Annotated in this window: 18 protein-coding genes and 1 pseudogene; 12 read left to right on the top strand and 7 right to left on the bottom strand. The window is 67.0% G+C overall.

Features of this window, described 5'->3' with window-relative positions:
- Nucleotides 1–22: 22 nt before the first annotated feature.
- Nucleotides 23–244, bottom strand: a complete 222-nt coding sequence (locus ATO4_RS13075) for an Rmf/CrpP family protein (protein WP_083591964.1) — start codon at nucleotides 242–244, stop codon at nucleotides 23–25.
- Between the two features lie 292 nt (nucleotides 245–536).
- Between ATO4_RS13075 and ATO4_RS13070 the strand changes: the two genes are divergently transcribed.
- Together ATO4_RS13070 and ATO4_RS13065 are read left to right on the top strand one after the other, a co-directional pair.
- Entirely contained in the window at nucleotides 537–803 is a 267-nt protein-coding gene (locus tag ATO4_RS13070) for a BrnT family toxin (RefSeq protein WP_083591963.1), read from the top strand.
- Nucleotides 778–1,056, top strand: a complete 279-nt coding sequence (locus tag ATO4_RS13065) for a helix-turn-helix domain-containing protein (RefSeq protein WP_083591962.1) — start codon at nucleotides 778–780, stop codon at nucleotides 1,054–1,056. Before ATO4_RS13070 ends, ATO4_RS13065 begins: the two co-directional genes overlap by 26 nt.
- A gap of 21 nt (nucleotides 1,057–1,077) precedes the next feature.
- On the opposite strand, the gene ATO4_RS13060 is transcribed toward ATO4_RS13065, so the two are convergent.
- A complete protein-coding gene (locus tag ATO4_RS13060) occupies nucleotides 1,078–2,127 on the bottom strand; it encodes a low specificity L-threonine aldolase (RefSeq protein ID WP_083591961.1) in 1,050 nt (349 codons plus the stop codon).
- 176 nt (nucleotides 2,128–2,303) lie between these two features.
- The gene (locus tag ATO4_RS13055; protein ID WP_083591960.1) at nucleotides 2,304–4,274 is read right to left on the bottom strand and encodes a PhoX family phosphatase; all 1,971 of its coding nucleotides are present in this window, start codon (nucleotides 4,272–4,274) and stop codon (nucleotides 2,304–2,306) included.
- A 587-nt stretch (nucleotides 4,275–4,861) separates the two neighbouring features.
- Between ATO4_RS13055 and gltB the strand changes: the two genes are divergently transcribed.
- Nucleotides 4,862–9,574, top strand: a complete 4,713-nt coding sequence (gene gltB / locus ATO4_RS13050; RefSeq protein WP_083591959.1) for a glutamate synthase large subunit — start codon at nucleotides 4,862–4,864, stop codon at nucleotides 9,572–9,574.
- Between the two features lie 107 nt (nucleotides 9,575–9,681).
- On the opposite strand, the gene ATO4_RS13045 is transcribed toward gltB, so the two are convergent.
- Entirely contained in the window at nucleotides 9,682–10,311 is a 630-nt protein-coding gene (locus ATO4_RS13045; protein WP_245308730.1) for a TetR family transcriptional regulator C-terminal domain-containing protein, read from the bottom strand.
- 186 nt (nucleotides 10,312–10,497) lie between these two features.
- Here ATO4_RS13045 and ATO4_RS13040 point away from each other — a divergent pair, with 186 nt between their 5' ends.
- The 7 genes from ATO4_RS13040 (at nucleotide 10,498) to ATO4_RS28795 (ending at nucleotide 17,168) form a co-directional block, all read left to right on the top strand.
- Nucleotides 10,498–11,826: an aspartate aminotransferase family protein gene (locus ATO4_RS13040; RefSeq protein ID WP_083591957.1), complete on the top strand. Its 1,329-nt coding sequence runs from the start codon at nucleotides 10,498–10,500 to the stop codon at nucleotides 11,824–11,826.
- 326 nt (nucleotides 11,827–12,152) lie between these two features.
- Nucleotides 12,153–13,400, top strand: a complete 1,248-nt coding sequence (locus ATO4_RS13035) for a Zn-dependent hydrolase (protein WP_083591956.1) — start codon at nucleotides 12,153–12,155, stop codon at nucleotides 13,398–13,400.
- Nucleotides 13,401–13,404: 4 nt separating this feature from the next.
- Nucleotides 13,405–14,055 (top strand): hypothetical protein, encoded by a 651-nt coding sequence (locus ATO4_RS13030; RefSeq protein ID WP_139802420.1) that lies wholly within the window; start codon nucleotides 13,405–13,407, stop codon nucleotides 14,053–14,055.
- Between the two features lie 135 nt (nucleotides 14,056–14,190).
- Nucleotides 14,191–14,427, top strand: coding sequence for an antitoxin MazE-like protein (locus ATO4_RS13025; protein ID WP_083591954.1), 237 nt, complete (start codon nucleotides 14,191–14,193; stop codon nucleotides 14,425–14,427).
- Complete coding sequence (locus ATO4_RS13020; RefSeq protein WP_083591953.1) at nucleotides 14,424–14,798, top strand: type II toxin-antitoxin system PemK/MazF family toxin; 375 nt, start codon at nucleotides 14,424–14,426, stop codon at nucleotides 14,796–14,798. Before ATO4_RS13025 ends, ATO4_RS13020 begins: the two co-directional genes overlap by 4 nt.
- A complete protein-coding gene (gene hydA / locus ATO4_RS13015; RefSeq protein WP_083591952.1) occupies nucleotides 14,795–16,246 on the top strand; it encodes a dihydropyrimidinase in 1,452 nt (483 codons plus the stop codon). The genes ATO4_RS13020 and hydA overlap by 4 nt, the downstream gene beginning before the upstream one ends.
- Before the next feature lie 70 nt (nucleotides 16,247–16,316).
- Nucleotides 16,317–17,168, top strand: a complete 852-nt coding sequence (locus ATO4_RS28795; protein ID WP_348626465.1) for a DUF559 domain-containing protein — start codon at nucleotides 16,317–16,319, stop codon at nucleotides 17,166–17,168.
- A gap of 515 nt (nucleotides 17,169–17,683) precedes the next feature.
- Here ATO4_RS28795 and ATO4_RS13000 read toward each other — a convergent pair.
- The 3 genes and pseudogenes from ATO4_RS13000 to ATO4_RS12990 all read right to left on the bottom strand — a co-directional run.
- Nucleotides 17,684–18,943: pseudogene (locus ATO4_RS13000) on the bottom strand (HlyC/CorC family transporter); the annotation flags it as partial.
- Nucleotides 18,940–20,118 carry a 3-dehydroquinate synthase gene (gene aroB, locus ATO4_RS12995; RefSeq protein WP_083591950.1) on the bottom strand — a complete coding sequence of 393 codons (1,179 nt, stop codon included), beginning with the start codon at nucleotides 20,116–20,118 and terminating at the stop codon, nucleotides 18,940–18,942. The gene aroB and the pseudogene ATO4_RS13000, both read right to left, overlap by 4 nt.
- Nucleotides 20,115–20,696, bottom strand: a complete 582-nt coding sequence (locus tag ATO4_RS12990) for a shikimate kinase (protein ID WP_083591949.1) — start codon at nucleotides 20,694–20,696, stop codon at nucleotides 20,115–20,117. The genes aroB and ATO4_RS12990 overlap by 4 nt, the downstream gene beginning before the upstream one ends.
- Nucleotides 20,697–20,943: 247 nt before the next feature.
- Here ATO4_RS12990 and ATO4_RS12985 point away from each other — a divergent pair, with 247 nt between their 5' ends.
- Both ATO4_RS12985 and ATO4_RS12980 read left to right on the top strand, forming a co-directional pair.
- The gene (locus tag ATO4_RS12985) at nucleotides 20,944–21,135 is read left to right on the top strand and encodes a hypothetical protein (RefSeq protein ID WP_083591948.1); all 192 of its coding nucleotides are present in this window, start codon (nucleotides 20,944–20,946) and stop codon (nucleotides 21,133–21,135) included.
- 74 nt (nucleotides 21,136–21,209) lie between these two features.
- On the top strand, nucleotides 21,210–22,118 hold the full coding sequence (locus ATO4_RS12980; protein ID WP_280940494.1) for a site-specific tyrosine recombinase XerD: 909 nt from the start codon (nucleotides 21,210–21,212) through the stop codon (nucleotides 22,116–22,118).
- Nucleotides 22,119–22,348 lie beyond the last annotated feature (230 nt).

The raw sequence follows: 22,348 nt of genomic DNA, 5'->3' as shown, positions 1-22,348 counted from the left end.
TTTGAGTCGGAGGCTCTTCCGCTCAGGATTCGTGCGCTGCCGGGCGGTCGACACCGGCTGCCCGGCGGGCATCCGCCATCAGGCCCGGATGCGAGGCGCCGCCTCTCGGGGCGGCATTCTGGGCGGCCTGCCAGCCGGCCATCCAGTTCGCCCGCAGGTCCGAGCCCACGGGATAGCGGCAGGACGACATCGGGTGATTGTTCGCGAAGGCAAGGCGGCCCTGCTCATGAGCATCGGTGATCATGTCTCTTCTCCCTTGGTGTCTCGCCGGCTGTTCTTGCAAGGTGTTGCCGGACGGCGCGCCGCGAAGACGAAATGGTAGCGCAACCGGCTCGGCGGCCGGCTTTTCGGCGAAGAACGGACGCCGTGGCGGGCGTCTATCCCGCAAGCGACGGCGGCGATGATCGCCAGTCGCGAATGTGGGGCCGCTCCATGGGTCAGATCAACCGGTTCGGGCAAAACGTGATCTACCGCAGGCCGAGGCAGGCAGAAGACACGGCATTTCCTGGTACTGAAATTCAGTATATGCTCAGCCGATGACCGAACGCTTCGACCCTTTGAAGGACGCAGCGAACCGCGCCCGGCACGGTGTGCCCCTGATGTTCGGGGAGCGGGTCTTCGAGGACGGCTATCACCTCGTGATCCCCTCGATCCGTCCGATCGACGGGGAGGAGCGCTTCAAGGCCGTCGGTCTGGTCGACGGCAAATTCTATACGGTCGTCTTTACCTGGCGGGGCGAGGTGAGACGGTTCATTTCCGTGCGAAGGAGCAACAGGAATGAAGAACGAGCCTATCGCTCTTGAGCGTGACCCGGAGGACCCCGACGACTTCGACGTGTCGGTGGAGGGGCTCGACCGCGCCCGTCGCTCCAGGCTGGTCCGGACGGCGCGCACGACGCTCGGTCTCTCGCAGGCCGAGTTCGCCAGCCGTTTCCACGTGCCGCTCGGCACCCTGCGGGATTGGGAGCAGGCGAGGGTGACCGTTCCGGACTACGCCGTTGCCTATGTCCGCGTGATCATCCGCGATCCGGATTTCGTCGCATCGATCGTCGCCTGAGCCGGGCCGGCATGCCCGGCCCTAGCGCAGGAACCCGGCAAACCGCTCCACGTCTTCTTCCTGGGTCGACCAGCTGGTGACGAGGCGCACCAGCGTCTCGCCCTCGGCGACGAGGTCGGGCATCGAATGCGGCGGGTTCCATTCGTAGAAGACGGCGCCGTCGGCGCGAAGGCGGGTGTCGAGATCCCTCGGCAGGATGGCGAAGACCTCGTTGCCCTTCGTCGGCCAGGCCTGGCGCGCCGCGTTGCTGGCGTCGAGCGCCGCGCGCAGCCGGTCGGCCATGCGATTCGAGTGGCCGGCCATGTCCAGCCACAGCCCGGCCTCGAAATAGGCCATGAACTGCGCCGCCACGAAGCGGGTCTTGGAGAAGAGCTGCGCGCCCCGCTTGCGGATGTAAGGGAACTGCGAGGCCTTCTGCGGATCGAAGACGACGATCGCCTCGGCGCACCAGCAGCCGTTCTTGGTGGCGCCGAAGGAGAGGATGTCGACGCCGCGCTTCCAGGTCATCTCGGCCGGCGTCAGCCCGGTGGCGACGAGGCCGTTGGCAAAGCGCGCGCCGTCCATGTGCAGCGTCAGGCCGCGCTCGTGGGCGATCTGCGCGATGGTCTCGATCTCGTCCGCCGAATAGAGCGTCCCGGCCTCGCCGGGCTGGCTGATCGAAACGGCCATCGGCTGGCCGGCATGGACGTGGCCCGGCTTGAAACGGGCGATCTCGCGCCTGAGATTGACCGGGTCGATCAGGCCGTTCGGCCCGTCGACGGGCGCCATGCGGGCGCCATGGGTGAAGAATTCCGGCGCGCCGCACTCGTCCTCGACGATGTGCGCCTCGCGGTGGCAGAGGACGACGCCGCCCGGCCGGTTGACCGAGGCCAGCGCCAGCGAGTTCGCCGCCGTGCCGGTGCCGACGAAGAACACCGCCACCTCGCGCTCGAAGATCTCGTTGAAACGCTTCTCGACGGCCTTGTCGAGGTCGCTGGAGCCATAGGCGCTCGCCATGCCCTCGCTGTGGCGGGCGAGGGCGGCGTTGACGGCGGGATGAGCGCCGGACCAGTTGTCGGATGCGAAGATCATGGCCGAAGCGATAGGATCATCGCCGCGAAACGTCAATGAGGCCGCGTGCGGCGCAGCAAACCGTGCGGACCGACTCCGGCGCAGCCGAGGCTGCACGCCCATTCCGATGTCGCCTCGCAGCGCCGGGCCTGCGCTGCCCGCGCTGCGAGGTGGTGTGTCTTGGCGCCTGCCTCGGCTCAGGCCCCGACCGTTCCGGCGTCGCTCCGGCTGAGCACGATCAGCGAGGGGCGCGGCGGTGCGCCGTCGACGAAGTCCGGCCAGTTGGTTCCTGCATCGGCGATCGAAGTGGCGTCCTCGTTGTCCTCAAGGCGCAATTCGCCAGGATGTTGCACCGAGACGAAGACGGTCCGGCCGTCCGGGGTGAAGGTGGGCGAGCAGCATTCCGAGCCGACCGGTGCGATATAGAAGAGGCGCGGCAGCGCCCGGCCCGGACCCTCGGTGTCCATCACATAGAGCGAGTCGGCGATGCCCTCCGGCGGCGGCCCGTCGGTCGACACCCACAGCCGGCCCGCCGGATCGACGGCCAGATTGTCCGGATCGGTGAACCAGCCGCGATCCGAGGTCTGCGGGTGGAACATGGCCTCGTCCTCCGGCTTGGCGGGGTCGCCGCACAGCACGAATACGTCCCAACGAAAGCTGCCCGCGGCGAAATCCGGCCGGTCGGGAGCGCCGGGGGGCACCAGTTCCAGCAGGTGACCGTGCGGATTGGGCGAGCGGGGATTGGCGTCGTTGACCTGTTCGCGCGCCTCGCCCCCGCCCTTGGGCAGGCGGTCCTCGTTCTCGGTCATCGCCACGTAGAGCTTGCCGGTCTTCGGATGGACGATGAAGCCCTCCGGCGCGTCCATCGGCGTTGCCCCGACGAGGTCGGCCGCTGCCCGCGTGGCGAGGACCACGTCGGCCTGGCTGGCGAAGCCGGCGTCGGCGGTCAGCGGCCCCTCGCCGGCGACGAGCGGCAGCCAGTCGACCGTCCCGTTGCTCTGGAAGCGCGCGACGGACAAAGTGCCGTGATCGAGGAGATCGCGATTGGCCGCCCGGTCATCGGGATTCCAGGGATCGCGGGTGACGAAGCGGTAGAGATACTCGAAATCGTCGTCGTCGCCCATGAAGACGACCACCCGACCGTCCGGCGCGACGGCGCACTGGGCGCCCTCATGGGTCATGCGGCCGAGGGCGGTGCGCTTGACCGGCTTGGCGGCGGGATCGAACGGGTCGATCTCGACCACCCAGTCGAAGCGCATCCACTCGTTCGGTTCCTGCTCGAAGTTCAGCCGCGGCTCCAGCCGGCCCGCCGCATAGATGTCGTTGTCCTCCTCGTCCCAGCCCTGGCGCTCCACCAGTTCCTGATCGGGCAGGGCCGTATAATCTCCGGCAAAGACGTCCATGGCACCTTCCTCGCCCGAGAGCATGGTACCCCACGGCGTGATGCCGCCATTGCAGTTGGAGATCGTCCCGAAGACCGTCCGGCCCGTCGGATCGGCTGCGGTCTTCAGCCGGTCGTCGCCTGCCGCAGGTCCGGAAAGCGCGATTTCGGTGCCGAGGTGGATTCGGCGATTGTAGCGCCCGTCGCGGACGATGGCCCATTGGCCGCCTTCCCGTCTCACTTCGACGATGCTGACGCCGATCGTCGCCATGACGGCGCGGATCTGATCGTCCGTCAGCTTGTCCCGATAGTCCTCGTCCGTCATCCCGGGAAACATCAGGAAGGGCGTCGCATATTCGTGGCTGACGACCAGGATGCCGTGATCGGAGCTGTCACTGCCCCAGGGCAGCGGCAGATACTGCGTGAAGTCGTTGTTGTAGCCGAACTGGCGCGCCGCAGCATCGCCGTCGAGGCTCTCGACGGCAAAGGCCGGGCTGTCGGGAAATAGCGCATCGCCCCAGCGTGCCAGGATCTGGCGGTCGTAGCCCGCAGGCCAGTGATCCGCCTCGTCGCGCACGCGCTCGAGTTCCTCGAAGGTCAGGCTCGAAGGACCGGCCGCTCGTGCCTCGTCCACGGTCCACCGCCCCGCGAAGGCCGTTGCCGCGCCGGCAAGGAGGCCCTTCAGAACGGTTCGACGCCGAACACCCTCATCGAGGATCTCCCCGTAGGTCGGGCCGAAGGCGCGCCGCGGATTGGGGCGGGCCCGGGTCTTCTGGCGGTCGGTCATGGTTTCTCCTCGGGCGGACGGCGAAGGTACCCGGCCCGGATCGCGGAACCCGGGCAGGGGACACGGGTATCGGATGGTGCCGGAATGAGATGTCGGGGTGTCTGCTGGCCGGAAACTAAAACCGGAACGCGACCGGCCGATGACGATCACCGGGCCTGACGCAGGCGGATCAGGAACTCTGCCCGGCTCGCCACTGCGCGTCTCCTGAAGCATCTTCGCGCATGCGGGGCCGGCAGGGTGTCAAGCGGTCCGCGCGGGCGACAGGTCCCGGCTTCTTCCGGTTCCGGGCCGGCCGTGGATCGACGTGAGGAGCCCATCTTGCCGCCGGACACGACATCTGCCATATTGCCCCGGATAGGACAGGAATGCTGCCATAAAAATCGGCAGCCGGAGCGCAAAAGCCGCGCTTGGCGCCCACGAGGCGCGCGGGTGGTTCTATCCTGACAGAGCCGGGCGTGGCAAAAGGCCAGCTCGAGACGAAGAGATCCGGCAGTTCTGGTTCGCGGCGACGGCGCCGGGAAGTGGAATTGCGGCGGGTCCAGTTCGCGCGGCCGCAATCTGGCCCGCACCGATGGGGAGACGACGCGATGACGCATGCGAAGCTTCAGCTGACGCCATCTGACGCCAAAGCCGCGGGCACCGACGCCGCGCCTCACCGGATCGGCCTGCCGAAGAAGATCGGCCTCTACGATCCGCGCAACGAGCACGACGCCTGCGGCGTCGGCTTCATCGCACACATGAAGAACGAGAAGTCCCACGCGATCGTCGAGAAGGGCATCGAGATCGTCGAGAACCTCACCCATCGCGGCGCCGTCGGCGCCGACCCGCTGATGGGCGACGGCGCGGGCATGCTGGTCCAGATCCCGCATCGCTTCTTTTCCGAGGAAATGGCGGCGGAGGGCGTGAGCCTGCCGGAGCCGGGCCACTACGGCGTCGGCCACATCTTCATGCCCCGCGACGCCGACCGGCGGGCCCATGTCGAGGCCATCTTCGAGGAGGTCGTGCGCGAGGAAGGCCAGACCGTCCTCGGCTGGCGCGACGTGCCGGTCTCGAACGAGAGCCTCTCGAAGGCCCCGGAGATCGTCGCGACGGAGCCGGTCCACCGGCAGATCTTCATCGGCCGTTCGGCCTCCGCCGCCGGCGAGGACGAGTTCGAGCGCCGCCTCTACATCCTGCGCAAGGTCGTCTCGAACCGCATCCAGGCGGAGACGGGCGGCGAGGACATCGGCTTCTACGTCGTCTCCTTGTCGGCGCGCACCATCGTCTACAAGGGGATGTTCCTCTCCTACCAGCTCGGCGCCTATTACAAGGATCTGGCCGATCCGCGCTTCGAATCCGCGCTCGCCCTCGTCCATCAGCGCTTCTCGACCAACACCTTCCCGTCGTGGAAGCTCGCCCACCCGTATCGCATGGTCGCCCATAACGGCGAGATCAACACGCTGCGCGGCAACGTCAACTGGATGGCCGCCCGCCAGGCCTCGGTGGATTCGGAGGCCTTCGGCAACGACATCTCGAAGCTCTGGCCGATTTCCTACGAGGGCCAGTCCGACACTGCCTGCTTCGACAACGCGCTCGAATTCCTCGTCCAGGGCGGCTATTCGCTGACCCATGCGATGATGATGCTGATCCCCGAGGCCTGGTCGGGCAACAAGCAGATGGCTGCCGAGACCAAGGCCTTCTACGAATATCACGCCGCCCTGATGGAGCCCTGGGACGGCCCGGCCGCCGTCGCCTTCACCGACGGCCGGCAGATCGGCGCGACGCTCGACCGCAACGGCCTTCGCCCGGCGCGCTACGTCGTCACCGACGATGATCTGGTCATCATGGCGTCCGAGGCCGGCACGCTGGCCATCGACGAGACCAAGATCGTCAAGAAGTGGCGGCTGCAGCCGGGCCGCATGCTCCTGATCGACCTCGAAAAGGGCCGCATCGTCGACGACGAGGAGATCAAGCACGAGATCGCCGGGGCGAACCCCTATCGCGACTGGCTGAAGAACACCCAGATCATCCTGGAAGACCTCAAGCCCGTGGCGCCGCGCGCCTCGCGCTCGGACGTCTCGCTGCTCGATCGCCAGCAGGCCTTCGGCTACACCATCGAGGACACCCGCACGCTGATGGCGCCGATGGCGACCACCGGCCAGGAGGCGATCGGCTCGATGGGCACCGACACGCCGATCTCGGCGATGTCGAAGCAGTCGAAGCTGCTCTACACCTATTTCAAGCAGAACTTCGCCCAGGTCACCAACCCGCCGATCGACCCGATCCGCGAGGAGCTGGTGATGAGCCTCGTCTCCTTCATCGGGCCGCGGCCGAACATCTTCGATCTCGAGGGCTCGTCGCGCAAGAAGCGGCTCGAGGTGCGCCAGCCGATCCTGACGAATGGCGATCTCGAAAAGATCCGCAACATCGGCCACACCGAGGACCGGTTCGACACCAAGACCATCGACATGACCTATCCGGCCGAGCAGGGCGCGGCGGGCATGTCCGGCGCGCTCGACCGGCTCTGCGAGCGGGCGGAGGCGGCCGTCGTCGGCGGCTACAACATCATCATCCTGTCGGATCGCCAGGTCGGGGCGGACCGGCTGCCGATCCCGGCGCTGCTCGCCTGCGCGGCCGTCCACCATCACCTGATTCGCAAGGGCCTTCGGACCGCCGCCGGCCTCGTCATCGAGAGCGGCGAGCCGCGCGAGGTGCATCACTTCGCCTGTCTCGCCGGCTACGGCGCCGAGGCGATCAACCCCTATCTCGCCTTCGACACGCTGCTCGAAATGCACCGCAAGGGCGAGTTCCCGCCGGAGGTCGATCCGAACGAGGTGGTGACCCGCTACATCAAGTCGATCGGCAAGGGCATCCTCAAGGTCATGTCCAAGATGGGCATTTCGACCTACCAGTCCTATTGCGGCGCCCAGATCTTCGACATCGTCGGGCTGAAGACCGAGTTCGTGAACCGCTTCTTCACCGGCACGGCGACCACCATCGAGGGCGTCGGGCTGGACGAGGTCGCCCGCGAGAGCGCCGAGCGCCATCTCCTCGCCTTTTCCGAGGATCCGGTGCTGAAGCGCTCGCTGGCCGTCGGCGGCGAATATGTCTACCGCATGCGCGGCGAGAGCCACATGTGGTCGCCGGACGCCGTCGCGACGCTCCAACATGCGGTGCGCACGGGCTCGTTCGAGAAGTACGAGGAATATGCGAGGCAGGTGAACGACGCATCGGTCGAGACTTCGACCATCCGCGGTCTCTTCCGCATCAAGTCGGCCGAGGAGGTCGGCCGGGCGCCGGTTCCCCTCGACGAGGTCGAGCCGGCCAAGGAAATCGTCAAGCGCTTCTGCACCGGCGCGATGAGCTTCGGCTCGATCTCCCGCGAGGCGCACACGACGCTCGCCCGGGCGATGAACCAGATCGGCGGCAAGTCGAACACCGGCGAGGGCGGCGAGGAGAGCGATCGCTTCCTGCCCCTGCGGGACGGCTCGCCGAACCCGGAGCGCTCGGCGATCAAGCAGATCGCGTCTGGCCGGTTCGGCGTGACGACGGAATATCTCGTCAATGCCGACATGCTGCAGATCAAGGTGGCGCAGGGCGCCAAGCCCGGCGAGGGCGGCCAGTTGCCCGGCCACAAGGTCGACGCGACCATCGCCAAGACGCGCCATTCGACGCCGGGTGTCGGCCTGATCTCGCCGCCGCCGCACCACGACATCTATTCGATCGAAGATCTGGCGCAGCTGATCTACGATCTGAAGAACGTCAATCCGGCCGCCGACATCTCGGTCAAGCTGGTCTCCGAGGTCGGCGTCGGCACGGTGGCGGCGGGCGTCGCCAAGGCGCGGGCCGACCACATCATCGTCGCCGGCTATGACGGCGGCACCGGCGCCTCGCCGCTGACCTCGATCAAGCACGCCGGCAGCCCGTGGGAGATGGGCCTCGCCGAGACCCAGCAGACGCTGGTGCTCAACGGGCTGCGCTCGCGGGTCTGCCTGCAGGTCGACGGCGGCCTCAGGACCGGCCGCGACGTCGTCATCGGCGCCCTGCTCGGGGCCGACGAGTTCGGCTTCGCCACCGCGCCCTTGATCGCGGCGGGCTGCATCATGATGCGCAAGTGCCACCTGAACACCTGCCCGGTCGGCGTCGCCACCCAGGATCCGGTGCTGCGCAAGCGCTTCAAGGGCACGCCCGAGCACGTCGTCAACTACTTCTTCTACGTCGCCGAGGAGGTTCGCCAGATCATGGCCTCGCTCGGCGTCAGGCATCTGGCCGAGCTGATCGGCGAGACGCAGCTGCTCGACCGCAAGCATCTGATCGACCATTGGAAGGCGCAGGGGCTGGACTTCACCGGCGTGTTCTTCAAGCCGGAAGGCACGCCCGAAAAGCTGCGCTGGACGGAACGCCAGAAGCATCCGATCGACGACGTCCTCGACCGCAAGCTGATCGCCGAGGCCGAGCCGGCCCTGACCGCCCGCCAGCCGGTGACGATCGAGACCAGGATCACCAATGTCGATCGCTCGGCCGGCGCCATGCTGTCCGGCGAGGTCGCCAAGCGCTTCGGACTGAAGGGCCTGCGTGACGACACCATCACGGTGAAGCTGACCGGCACCGCCGGCCAGAGCTTCGGGGCGTTTCTCGCCAGGGGCGTCACCTTCGAGCTGACGGGCGAGGCCAACGACTATGTCGGCAAGGGCCTGTCCGGCGGCCGGCTGATCGTCAAGCCGATGCCGGAAAGTCGCATCGTGCCGGAGGAATCGATCATCGTCGGCAACACGGTGCTCTACGGCGCGATCTCCGGCGAGTGCTATTTCCGGGGCGTTGCCGGCGAGCGCTTCGCGGTGCGCAATTCGGGCGCCGTCGCGGTCGTCGAGGGCGCCGGGGACCATGGCTGCGAATACATGACGGGCGGTGTCGTCGTCATTCTCGGCAAGACCGGGCGCAACTTCGCCGCCGGCATGTCGGGCGGCGTCGCCTATGTCTATGACGAGCTGGGCGACTTCGCCGAGCGCTGCAACATGGCGATGGTCGATCTGGAGCCGGTGCCCGAGGAGGACGATCTTCTCGAAAAGCTCCACCACCATGGCGGCGACCTGCAGCACAAGGGCCGGGTGGACGTCTCCTCCGACATGACCCGCCACGACGACGAGCGGCTGTTCCAGCTGATCTCCAACCATTTCCACTACACCGGCTCCGGCCGGGCGAAGGAGATGCTGGACCACTGGGAGAGCTATCGCCCGCGCTTCGTCAAGGTGATGCCGGTCGAATATCGCCGGGCGCTCCGGGAGATGGAGCGCATGCGCATGGGCGTCGCGGCGGAGTAACGTCCGCAGCGGAGCCAGCCAGCAGACTGCCCGATACGGTTCGATCATCCGAACGCCGTGTCGGGCGGCCGCTTGGCGGACCGCTATTCCAGGCCAGGCGCCCGACGCTAGTCGCGCGGGCGAACACCGTTGAGGACGATAGTCAGCACGGCCTGGGCGGTCTGTTGGTGAAAGCCCGGCATGTCGACCTGGCCGCCGAGCACGGCACGGACCTGCAGGTCGAAATCGGCATAATGCTGCGTCACCGCCCAGATCGTGAAGATCAGATGCACCGGATCGACGGGCGCGAGACGCCCCTCGGAAACCCAGCGCCGGATGACGCCGGCCTTGTCGTGGACGAGCTCGCGCAGGCGGGTCTTCAGGAAATCGCCGATCACCGGCGCCCCGGCGAGGATCTCGTTGGCGAAGAGCCGCGAGGCGGCCGGGCTTTCGGCCGACATTTCGAGCTTGAGAGTGATGTAGCGCCGCAGTTCCTCGATCGGATCGCCTGCGGGATCGATGGCGGCGAGCGGCGCCAGCCAGTCGCCGAGGGTGTGTTCGAGGACGGCCCGGTAGATGTCCTGCTTGCGGCGGAAATAATAGAGGAGGTTCGGTTTCGACATGTCGGCTTTCGCGGCGATCTGATCGACCGTCGAGCCGCGGAAGCCGTGGATGGCGAAGACTTCCAGCGCCGCCCTCAGGATGATCTCGCGATTCGCCGCCTGGATCCGCGTCGGGTGCCGGTCTATCGCCTCCAAAGCTGCGTCATCCCCGACCCTGGCGTCCAAACCTGCCCCCTTTTCCATCGCCCGGCGACCTTGCACTCCCATTCGGCAAATGCGCTTGACCGGCTTCAGGGGAGCTTCTAGCCTCCCATTTGACCAAATAGTCAAGAATTCGGCCAGTGAGCACAAGCCCGGCCGGCGTGGTGAAAAGGCAAGGCGATGAACGAGCAGACCCGGATCGTGCCCAACAATCTCGACGCCTTCTGGATGCCGTTCTCGGCCAATCGCCAGTTCAAGCAGGCGCCGCGCATGTTCGTCGCGGCGAAGGACATGCACTACACGACGAGCGACGGCCGGCAGGTGCTGGACGGCACGGCGGGACTGTGGTGCGTCAATGCCGGCCACTGCCGCCCGAAGATCACCGAGGCGATCCAGCGCCAGGCCGCCGAACTCGACTATGCGCCGGCCTTCCAGATGGGCCATCCGAAAGCCTTCGAGCTGGCCTCGCGGCTGGCGGCGATCGCGCCCGAAGGCCTCGACCACGTGTTCTTCACCAATTCCGGCTCGGAATCGGTGGAGACCGCGCTGAAGATCGCGCTCGCCTATCACCGGGCGAAGGGCGACGGGGCGCGGTTCCGGCTGATCGGCCGCGAGCGCGGCTATCACGGCGTCAATTTCGGCGGCATCTCGGTCGGCGGCATCGTCGGCAACCGCAAGATGTTCGGTACGCTGCTCACCGGCGTCGACCACATGCGCCACACCCACGACCCGGAGCGCAATCCCTATTCGAAGGGCGAGACCGAGCACGGCGTCGATCTTGCCGAGGACCTCGTGCGCATCGCCACGCTGCACGATCCCTCGACCATCGCCGCCGTCATCGTCGAGCCGGTCGCCGGCTCCACCGGCGTCTTGCCGCCGCCGAAGGGCTATCTGAAGCGCCTGCGCGAGATCTGCGACCAGCACGGCATTCTCCTGATCTTCGACGAGGTCATCACCGGCTATGGCCGCATGGGCACGGCCTTTGCCGCCGACTATTTCGGCGTGACGCCGGACATTATGATCACCGCCAAGGGCCTGACCAACGGCGTGATCCCGATGGGCGCGGTGTTCGCCTCGGGCAAGATCCACGACGCCTTCATGCACGGGCCGGAGCACCTGATCGAGTTCGCCCACGGCTACACCTATTCCGGCAACCCGATCGCCGCCGCCGCCGGTCTCGCGACGATGGAGACCTATCTGGAGGAAGGGCTGTTCGAGCGGGCGAAGGCGCTGGAGCCGGTCTGGGCCGACGCCATCCATTCGCTGAAGGGCACCCGCCACGTCATCGACATCCGCACCATCGGCCTCATCGGCGCGATCGAGCTGGAGCCGATGAAGGGCGAACCGACGAAGCGCGCCTTCTCGGCCTTCGTGAAGGCCTTCGAGGAGGGGCTGCTCATCCGCACGACGGGGGACATCATCGCTTTGTCGCCGCCGCTGATGGTGTCGGAGGACCAGATCGGGGAGATCGTCGAGACGCTGAGGGGCATTCTCCAAGGGCTGGAGTAGGCGTCTACAGGGCCGGTGATCCAGCGAGCGACAACGTCGGAGCGGAACACGGCGAACATCGACGAAGAAGGCGCCGCCCTCGCCACTTCGTCATTCTCGGGCCCCGTCCCGAGAATCCAGGGGCCGCCGCCGCCGCACCCGCGGCTTCGGCCTTATGCAGGTGAAGCGAACGGTGCCCTGCGATCTCTGGATTCTCGGGACGGGGCCTGAGAATGACGACGCGGAGGTGTTCGGCGCCCACTCTGAGCCGGAGCGGCAAGCGTTGACCGTGACGCCATGAGAAACCGCTCGGCCTCCTTACCCAGCCTTCGAAAAGGACACCCCCCATGAGCCAGCTCTCCAACCTCCAGATCAACGGCGACCGGCTCTGGGACGCGCTGATGGAGATGGCGAAGATCGGCCCGGGCGTTGCCGGCGGCAACAACCGTCAGACCCTCACCGACGAGGACGGCGAGGGGCGTAGGCTGTTCCAGTCCTGGGCGGAGGCCGCCGGCATGGTGATGGGCGTCGACAGCATGGGCAACATGTTCTTCACCCGCGAGGGCAGCGATCCCGACGCCCTGCCGGTCTATGTCGGCTCGCATCTCGACACCCAGCCGACCGGCGGCAAGTATGACGGCGTCCTCGGCGTCCTCGGCGCGCTGGAGATCGTGCGGACGCTGAACGATCTGAACATCAAGACGAAGCACCCGATCGTCGTCGCCAACTGGACCAACGAGGAGGGGGCGCGCTTCGCGCCCGCCATGCTCGCCTCGGGCGTCTTTGCCGGCATCCACGAGGAAGAGTGGGCGAAGAGCCGCAAGGATGCCAAGGGCAAGGCCTTCGGCGACGAGTTGAAGCGCATCGGCTGGGAGGGCGACGAGACGGTCGGGGCCCGCAAGATGCACGCCTTCTTCGAACTGCACATCGAGCAGGGGCCGATCCTGGAAGACGAGGGCATCGACATCGGCGTCGTCACCCATGGCCAGGGGCTCTACTGGCTCGAGGTGACGCTCACCGGCAAGGAGAGCCACACCGGCTCGACCCCCATGTACAAGCGCCGCAACGCGGGCCTCGGCATGGCGCGGGCGATCGAGCTCGTCCACGAGACGGCGATGGACTACCAGCCCAACGCCGTCGGCACGGTCGGCCACATGGAGGTCCATCCGAACTCGCGCAACATCATCGCCGGCAAGGTCGTCTTCACCGTCGACATCCGCTCGCCATCCCTCGAAACGCTGGAGGAGATGCGCGAGCGGATCGAGGACGGCATCGACACGATCTGCGAGGCGCTGGACATCGACCATGAGATCGAAATCACCGGCCATTTCGACCCGGTCACCTTCGACGCCGGCTGCGTGAAAGCCGTGCGCGACGCCGCCGAGCGGCTCGGCCTATCCCACACCGACATCGTCTCCGGCGCCGGCCACGACGCCTGCTGGATCAACCGCGTCGCCCCGACGGCGATGGTCATGTGCCCCTGCGTCGACGGACTCAGCCACAACGAGGCGGAGGAGATCAGCAAGGAGTGGGCGCGGAACGGCGCCAACGTGCTGATGCATGCGGTGGTGGAGACGGCGGGGGTGGTGGAGTAGGTAGATGAGGCTCCGCGGCTATCGTCGGCAGGAATTGCCTGCGTCTGGAACGAAGGCCGTGGCCATGCGGGCCTGTGTCACCGTTGCCGCGTCGCTCGCAATCTTGGCGCTGGCGACCATCGAAACCAGGGCTGAAGCAGATTCGGTTCTGCTTCGTCTCTGGCCGCGCGCGGTCATCAAGCCGGAACAGCCGCCCGCGCTATCCTTCGGCTACGACGGATGCGAGGCCCAGCCGGCGTTGTGCGACGTCTTCTCGTTCTCTTGCCCCGCAAAGGCGGCCCCCGCGATCGTCCTCGAATATCGGGGTGTAGGGATCGGGTCGGTAGCGTTCGCGGCGATGATCCAAGGATCGGCGGTTGGTGGACAGGTCATCCGGTCCGGAAGGACGAGTTTGAAGCTCGGGCTGGTTCTGGGCAAGCGGATCGAGGATGAGATGCCTGCCAGCTGGGCGATCGTCTGGCAGGCGGATCATCCCGATGAGATCCAGACCCTCTTGCGGCTTTTTCGTAATGCAGACGACATTCGAACGTCCTTTCAATCGACGGTGTCGAAGAAGGCTGTTTCAATGAGGTTCGAAAGGACGTCGCAGTCAGACGGCAAAGACTTGCTGACGACATTCGCCGATTCCTGCGCTGTGGAATTTGCCGAAGAGTGAACGAGACTTAAGCAGGTCGACGCAATCCACGACACGCGCTTTGTATTGCAACAAGGCGTCCTCACAGTCGCTGTGTATGGTCATGGTCATGCCATCGATGACCACTCGAATGCAGGTGCTGTTCAGGAGGCTCGAATGGGAAGGCCGAAGGAATTGACGCAAGCACAGCGAAGCGACCTGCTGGCCAAGGGCTACCGCCCGGTCGAGGTCTGGTTGCCGGATATCTGGTCGGATGAAATCTGGTCGCAGGTGGAGGAAGACTGCCGCCTCATCTCCGCGTCTGAGGAGCGGGCCGACGTCGATCTGTGGACCGAGGAAGCCTTGCGGGAGACGCTGCGCCTCATCGAAGAGATGGAAGACAAGGCCGAATGAAGCGCGGTGATGTCGTCATCGTCGCGCTGCCGGGCGACTACGGAAAGGCGAGACCCGCGGTCGTCCTTCAGAACGATCGGCTGGCGGGCAAACTCGACAGTTCGGTCATCGCTCTCCTGACGACGTTCGACGAGGGCGCGAGGGTTTTGCGGGTGGCCGTGGAGCCGACGAAAGAGAACGGTCTGGCGAAAACGTCCCGCGTCATGGTCGACAAGCTCTATTCTCTTCCGCGACATCGCATGCGTGAGGCCATCGGCCACCTCGATACCGAAACCATGCTGAACGTCGATCGCGCTCTGATGATGTTGCTGGCCCTCGATCCTCTGCGAGTTAACGACAGATCCTCCCCGTCAGAAGGAGACACCCCATGACCACAGTCATCAAGGGCGGCACCATCGTCACCGCCGATCTCACCTACAAGGCCGACATCCTGATCGACGGCGAGACGATCGCCGCCATCGGCCCGGACCTTTCCGGTGACGAAATGATCGACGCCTCCGGCGCCTATGTCATGCCGGGCGGCATCGATCCGCACACCCATATGGAGATGCCCTTCATGGGCACCCATTCGGCCGACGATTTCGACACCGGCACGGCGGCGGCGCTGTCCGGCGGCACGACGATGACGGTGGATTTCTGCCTGCCGGCGCCGGATCAGGGGCCGATGGAGGCGCTGCAGGTGTGGTTCCAGAAGGCCGGGCCGGCGCGCACCGACTATTCCTTCCACATGGGCGTGACCTGGTGGGGCCAGAAGTTCTTCGACGAGATGCCGCAGGTGGTGGATGCCGGCATCAACACCTTCAAGCATTTCATGGCCTATAAGGGCGCCTTGATGGTGAATGACGACGAGATGTTCGCCTCCTTCACCCGCTGCGCCGAGATCGGCGCGATGCCGCTGGTCCATGCCGAGAATGGCGATGTCGTCGCGTTTCTCCAGCAGAAACTGATGGCCGAGGGCAACAACGGCCCGGAGGCGCATGCTTTTTCGCGGCCGCCCGAAGTCGAGGGCGAGGCGGTGAACCGGGCGATCATGATCGCCGACCAGGCCGGCGTGCCGCTCTATGTCGTCCACACGTCGTGTGAACAGGCGCACGAGGCGATCCGCCGGGCGCGGCAAAAGGGCATGCGGGTCTATGGCGAGCCGCTGATCCAGCATCTCGTCCTCGACGACGGCGAGTATCGCCACCCCGACTGGGACCATGCGGCGCGCAGGGTCATGTCGCCGCCGTTCCGCGACAAGAGTCACCAGGATTCGCTCTGGGCCGGCCTCGCCTCGGGTTCGCTGCAGGTTGTTGCGACGGACCATTGCGCCTTCACCACCGAGCAGAAACGCATGGGGCTCGGCGATTTCACGAAGATCCCCAACGGCACCGGCGGGCTGGAGGACCGGCTGTCGGTGCTCTGGACCAAGGGCGTCGTCACCGGCCGGCTTACGATGAACGAATTCGTCGCCGTCACCTCGACCAACATCGCGAAAATCCTCAACGTCTATCCGAAGAAGGGCGCGATCCTCGTCGGCGCCGATGCCGATCTCGTCGTCTTCGACCCGAAGGCGACCAAGACGATCTCGGCCAAAACCCAGAAATCGGCGATCGACTACAACGTCTTCGAGGGCGTCGAGGTGACCGGCCTGCCGGTGATGACGTTTTCGCGCGGCAAGCTGGCTTACAAAGAGGGCGACGTGCGCGCTGAGAAAGGCGACGGCCGCTTCGTCGAGCGCCCGGCCAGCGCGCCGGCGGCGAAGGCGCTGTCGACGTGGAAGGAACTGACGGCGCCGCGCAAGGTGGAGCGCACGGGGATTCCGATGAGCGGGGTGTGATCGGAATTGGGCATCGATCGATGACGGAAGCGCGGTCGTGTCCCCCTCCCCTTGAGGGGAGGGGGCAGGGGTGGGGGTGCAGAGCGTGCCGACGCGCGTCGATCGCAGATCAGTCGAGAGGGCGCGACGGCTGCGGAAGTCGATGACGGAAGGCGAAAAGCGTCTCTGGCACGAGTTGAAGACCTTCCATCGGCACTGCGGGATCCACTTTCGCAAACAGGTGCCGATCGGGCCCTATTTCGCCGCCCATTCCGCGCGTCTGGCGATCGAAGTCGACGGCGAGTTTCACCAATATCCCGGCCGTCTGGCGCGCGACGAGGGACGTGATGCCTGGCTGCATCGACAGGGCTACCGGGTTCTGCGCTTCAGCACCGGCGACATCGACGACGCCTTCGACGGATGCATCGAAGAGATACTGTGTTTTGGGATTGAAGGGCTGACGTTCGGCGTGGTCACCCCCACCCCTGACCCCTCCCCTCAAGGGGGAGGGGGACGCCTCGGCCGCCGCCGCCATGGCGGCAAAAAGATGCCTATGAGGATCGACCGGCATGTGCGACAGGCAGGGTGTCCTCAAGAAAGGGTGCGGAGCATGAATTCGGCGGCGATCCTGTGGCTGGCCGGCGCGGTGCCGGTGTTTTTGGCCGCGGCGGCGGCGACGCGCTCCTACCTCAACAACGGTCTGCCCTGGGTGCTGGCCGGGTCGCTGCTGCTGTACTGCATCGGCAATCTGATGATGGTCCGGCTGATGCGCGAGAGCGGCCTGGGCGTCGCGATCTCGGCCTCCTCGGTCGCCCAGCTGATCCTCATCAACGTCATCGCCTTCGCCGTCTTCCAGGAGCGGCCGCCGGTCACCCAGCTGATCGGCATGGGGCTCGGCCTGATCGGCTTCGTGCTGATGGTCTGGCCGCAGGGCAGGGGCTGAGAGAGCGTCCGATCGTGCAGATCGGGTGATCGGGAAAGCCTGCACGGCACTCGAGCGAATGGGAGCCCGACATCGCGCAGGGACGCGCCGGATCTTCCGAGGAGTTCGGCCCGGCCGATCCCGGAGGTCGCCCCCGGCGTTTCTCAGCGCTCCTCGTCGGCGTCCTTCGGCCGCTCCGGCCATGCGTCGTCGTGGTCGCCGGGCCGCTCGTCCCGGGCGTCGTCCGCCGCCTCGCCGTCGCGCCGGCCCCAGCGCGAGTGACGGTAGTCGTCGCCGCTGTCGGCGGGCCAGCCGTCGTCGTTGATGCCGTCCTCGATGGCGTCGCCGGTCCGCGGGGCAGGGCGGTTCTCGTCGTCGGCACGGATCTCCTGGGTGTCGTGGGTGTCTGCCTCGACCTCGTCCATCTCCTCCAGGGCGGCGCCGAGAACCTCGGGATCGGTCTCCTGCACCTCGGCAAGCGGTTCCAGGAGCCCCGCCGCGGCGTGGGCCGGCTTCTTCGGCGGCACCAGCACGGTCGCGGGACGGATCCGCAGTTTGGCGATGCGGTTCTTCTCGCGCTTCAGGACCGTGAAGCGCTTGTTGAAGAAGGTGAAGGCCTGGCGCTCCTCGGGGATCGTCTGGGTCTCGTGGATGACGAGGCCGGCGATCGTTACCGCCTCGTCGTCGGGCAGGTTCCAGTCGAGGGCCCGGTTGAGGTCGCGGATCGGAACCTGGCCGTCCACCACCACCGAGCCGTCCGCCTCGGTCTTGACGCCCTGCATGTCGATGTCGTGCTCGTCGGCGATGCTGCCGACGATCTCCTCCAGGATGTCCTCCAGCGTGATCAGCCCCTCGACCTCGCCATACTCGTCGACGACGATGGCGAAATGCGCCTTGCGCCGGAGGAAGGCGTTGAGCTGGTCCTGCAGGGTGGTGGTCTCGGGGACGAACCACGGCTTGGTGCAGACCTTCTGGATGGAGATCCTCGAGGGGTCGTTGTCGACCTCGTGCAGCGCGCGCAAAATGTCCTTGGCGTGGATGACGCCGACGATGTTGTCGTAATGCGAGCGCCAGACCGGCATGCGGGTATAGGGGCTTTCGAGCACCTGGCGAACGATGTCCGCCGGCGCGTCGTCGGCGTTGATCTGCCGCATCGAGGTGCGGTGGACCATGACGTCGGAGACTTCGAGCTCGTGGAGATCGAGGAGGCCGCCCAGCCGGTTGCGGTCGGCATTGACGAGGGATCCCTCGCGATGCAGCACCTCGACGGCGCCGCGCAGCTCCTCATGGGCGGTGAGCAGCGAGGCGCCGGAGTCCAGCCCGAAGCCGAACAGCGAGAGGATGCGGCGGACGATGAAGTTGATCGTCGCCGTGACCGGAGAGAACGCCGCCACGACGAAGGCGACCGGTCGGGCGACGGCCAGCGCAAAGCCGTCCGGCCCGGCGATCGCGGCCGATTTGGGCAGCACTTCGGCGAAGATGACGACGATGATGGTCATGGCGATCGTCGCGTAGACGACGCCGGTGGGTCCGAAGATCTCGAGGAAGGCGGTGGTTGCCAGCGACGAGGCGAGGATGTTGACGAGGTTGTTGCCGATGAGCAGCGCGCCGATCAGCCGGTCCTTCTTCTCGATCAGCCGCTGGACGATGCCGGCCCGCGCGTCGCCGTTCTTCTCGTAGCTCATCAGCCGGGCGCGCGAGACGGCGGTGAGCGCCGTCTCCGAGCCCGAGAAGAAGGCGGAGACGCAGACGAGGAGGATGACGATGCCGAGATAGATCCAGAGCGTCGTGGTCATCGGGTCAATTCTTCATCGAGGAAGCGTTCGACATCGGCCGGCTCGACATCCCTCGAGACGAAAGCCTGGCCGATGCCGCGAGTGAGAATGAAGACGAGGCGGCCGCGCGCCACCTTCTTGTCCTGGGCGATCGCCTCCATCAAGGTGTCCCGGTCGAGGGCCGGGCCGGGAATGGCGGAGATCTCGGTCGGCAGGCCGGCGGCCGCAAGATGGGCGGCGACACGGCCGGCATCCTGCCCCGTGGCAAGGCCGAGCCTCGCCGAGAAGCGGTGGGCGAGCGCCATGCCGATCGCGACGCCCTCGCCATGGACGAGGCGGCCAGGATCGTAGGCGACCGCCCGCTCCAGCGCATGGCCGAAGGTGTGGCCGAGATTGAGGAGGGCGCGGGCGCCGGTCTCGCGCTCGTCGGCGGCGACGACGGCGGCCTTCGCCTCGCAGGAGATCGCGATCGCCTCGGAGCGCTGCCTCCCGCCCGCGAAGATCGCCGCCCGGTTCGCCTCCAGGAACTCGAAGAACTCCGGCCGGTCGATCAGCCCGTATTTCACGACTTCCGCATAGCCGGCAGCAAATTCCCGCGGCGACAGCGTGTCGAGAAGGGCGGTGTCGGCGAGGACGAGCACCGGCTGATGGAAGGCGCCGACGAGATTCTTGCCGCGGGGGGTGTTGATCCCGGTCTTGCCGCCGACGGAGGAGTCCACCTGGGCGAGCAGCGTCGTCGGGATCTGCACGAAATTCATGCCGCGCTTGACGATGGCGCTGGCAAAGCCGGCGAGATCGCCGATGACGCCGCCGCCGAGCGCGATCACCACGTCGCCGCGTTCGAGCCGCGCCGCGAGAATGGCGTCGACGACGCGTTCGAGTTGGGCGAAGGACTTGGTCGTCTCGCCTGCCGGCAGCGTCAGGCTGGACGCGGCGATGCCGGCCCCGGCCAGCGCGATCTCGAGCCTTTGCAGATGCAGCCGCGCCACCGTCGCGTCGGTGACGACGACAGCCCTGGCGCCGGCGAGCCTTGCAGCGATCTCCTCCCCGGCCCGGTCGATCAGCCCGTCGCCGATCAGGATGTCGTAGGAGCGTTCCCCCAGAGAGACCGTGACGCGGCGCTCCTTGTCGACGCGGGCCGGGGCATGGGGCGCTGAGGCGGAGCCGGTGGACGGCGGTGTGGCGGGCGACGTCATGATCCCTGACCCTCGCGAAGGTGCCGTTCGAGCGTCTCGACCAGTTCGGCGGCGATCACCTCGCGCTTGACCGCGCGGGAGGTCACCGTCAGATCGGCCTTCGCGTAGACGGGGTAGCGCCTGTCCATCAGGTCTCGCATCACTTTCCTCGGGTCCGCAGCTTTCAGGAGAGGCCGATCGGCCCGCCGCGCCACCCGTTCCATCAGCGTGTCGAGGTCGGCCTTCAGCCAGACGGTGATGGCCTTGTCGGCGAGGAGGCACCTCGTCTCGGCATTCATATAGGCGCCGCCGCCGGTGGCGATCACCCGCGGCCCCTCGAGGACGAGCCGGGCGATGACCCGCGCCTCGAGCGCACGGAACTCCGGCTCGCCATAGGTCTCGAAGAGCTCGGCGACGCTCATCGTCGAGACGCTCTCGATCTCGGCGTCGCTGTCGACGAAGGGCAGCGACAGGAGCGTCGCGACCCTGCGGCCGACCGTGGTCTTGCCGGCGCCCATCAGCCCGACGAGCACGATCGGTCGGCCGTCGAGCCGGTCGCGGATCGACATGTCCTTGTCTGCCGCAGTTTCGCCGTCCATTCGTCCGATCGTTCCTCCGTTCGGCAAGCCCGCCCGCCCAGACCCTCGTGCCGCGAGACCGTCGCGACGAACTCGGCAGAGGCTGGACGCTCCCATCGCGACTTGCGTCTTTTCCCGTACCCACTAGAAGCGGGGCGAGGGATGCGAGCCCGGTGGTCCGCTTCCGACATCGGGGCCCGGCTGCTCGAAGGCTCCGCCCGATGTCGAATGTGGTCCACTTGCTCGAAATCGAGTTCGCCAGACGCCGATGCCGACACTCTACCGCCTGTTGACGATCCTCGCCCTCATTGCGGGCACCATCTACGGCATCATGGCCGCGCTCGTCTACTTCGTCGAACCGAGGCGGACCGAGGTGAGCATTCCCGTGACCCTGCCGGAGGCGGATGCGCCGCGTCAGCCGGCTGCGCCGGACGCGGGTCTCTCGGAGCTGCGGCGGTGAGCGGCCGTGGCCGGAAGCGGGGCTCCGGCGCTTCCAAGGGCCAGCCGTCGGCGGGCTTCGAGGCGGAAGCCTTCCTGGAGATGATGGCGGTCGAGCGGGGCGCGGCGGAGAACACCCTCGACGCCTATCGCCGCGACCTCGAGGACGCGAGCAGCCATCTCGCCGCCCGGGGCACATCGCTGAAGCAGGCCGATACCGAGGCGATCCGCGGCTATGTCGCGGCGCTGGCGGGCGAGGGGCTCGCCGAATCAAGCCGGGCGCGGCGGCTCTCGGCGCTGCGCCAGTTCTACCGGTTCCTCTATGTCGAAGGACATCGCGGCGACGATCCGACCGGGCCGATCGAGGGCGCCCGGAAGAAGCGGCCGCTGCCCAAGGTGATGAGCGAAGAGGACGTCGACCGGCTGCTCGATCTGGCAGCGGCCGAGGCGACGAACGCGGCGCTGTCGCCCGCCGCGCGGCTGCGGGCGGCGCGGCTGGCGGCGCTGGTCGAGCTTCTCTACGCGACCGGCCTGCGGGTGTCCGAGCTGGTCGCCCTACCGCGCTCGGTGCTGCGGGCGACGGGCCAGGCGATCATCGTCAAGGGCAAGGGCGGCAAGGAACGGATGGTGCCGATCGGCGAGGCGGCGGGGGATGCCATGCGCCGCTTCGCCGAGGTTGCGCGGGGGCTGAAGCGCGAAGGCGACGAACGCTTCCTGTTTCCGGCGGCGTCGGAGACGGGCCATCTGACCCGCCAGGCCTTCGCCCGGGATCTGAAGGCGCTGGCGGCGCGGGCCGGCATCCCGGCGGCGAAGATCTCGCCGCATGTCCTGCGCCATGCCTTCGCCAGCCATCTCCTGAAGCATGGGGCCGATCTAAGGGCCGTGCAGGAACTTCTCGGCCACAGCGACATCTCGACCACGCAGATCTACACCCATGTCCTCGACGAGCGCCTGATTCGCCTCGTCACCGATCATCATCCGCTGTCCCCGGCGAGCCGGGACTGATCGGCGCCGCGCCCCGGCCCTCCACCGGGCCCTCCGCCTGACGCCGCGTCCGCCGCGACGGGTCGTGCCGCAATCTCGTCCGATCGCGCAGGTTCCTTGACATTCCCCCGCCTCGTAGCCAGTTTCCGCCGCGATGAATCCCCGCCGCAGGCGGGGCGGCGCGGGAGAGCGTGTCGCCACGCGCTCGCCCTGCCTGTCGGCGTTCGCCCGCTTCGATCCCTCAGGACGGC

It is taken from the genome of Aurantimonas sp. 22II-16-19i (genome assembly GCF_002088275.1).
Lineage (GTDB): Bacteria > Pseudomonadota > Alphaproteobacteria > Rhizobiales > Rhizobiaceae > Jiella.
This window is presented reverse-complemented; position numbering and strand designations above follow the sequence as displayed.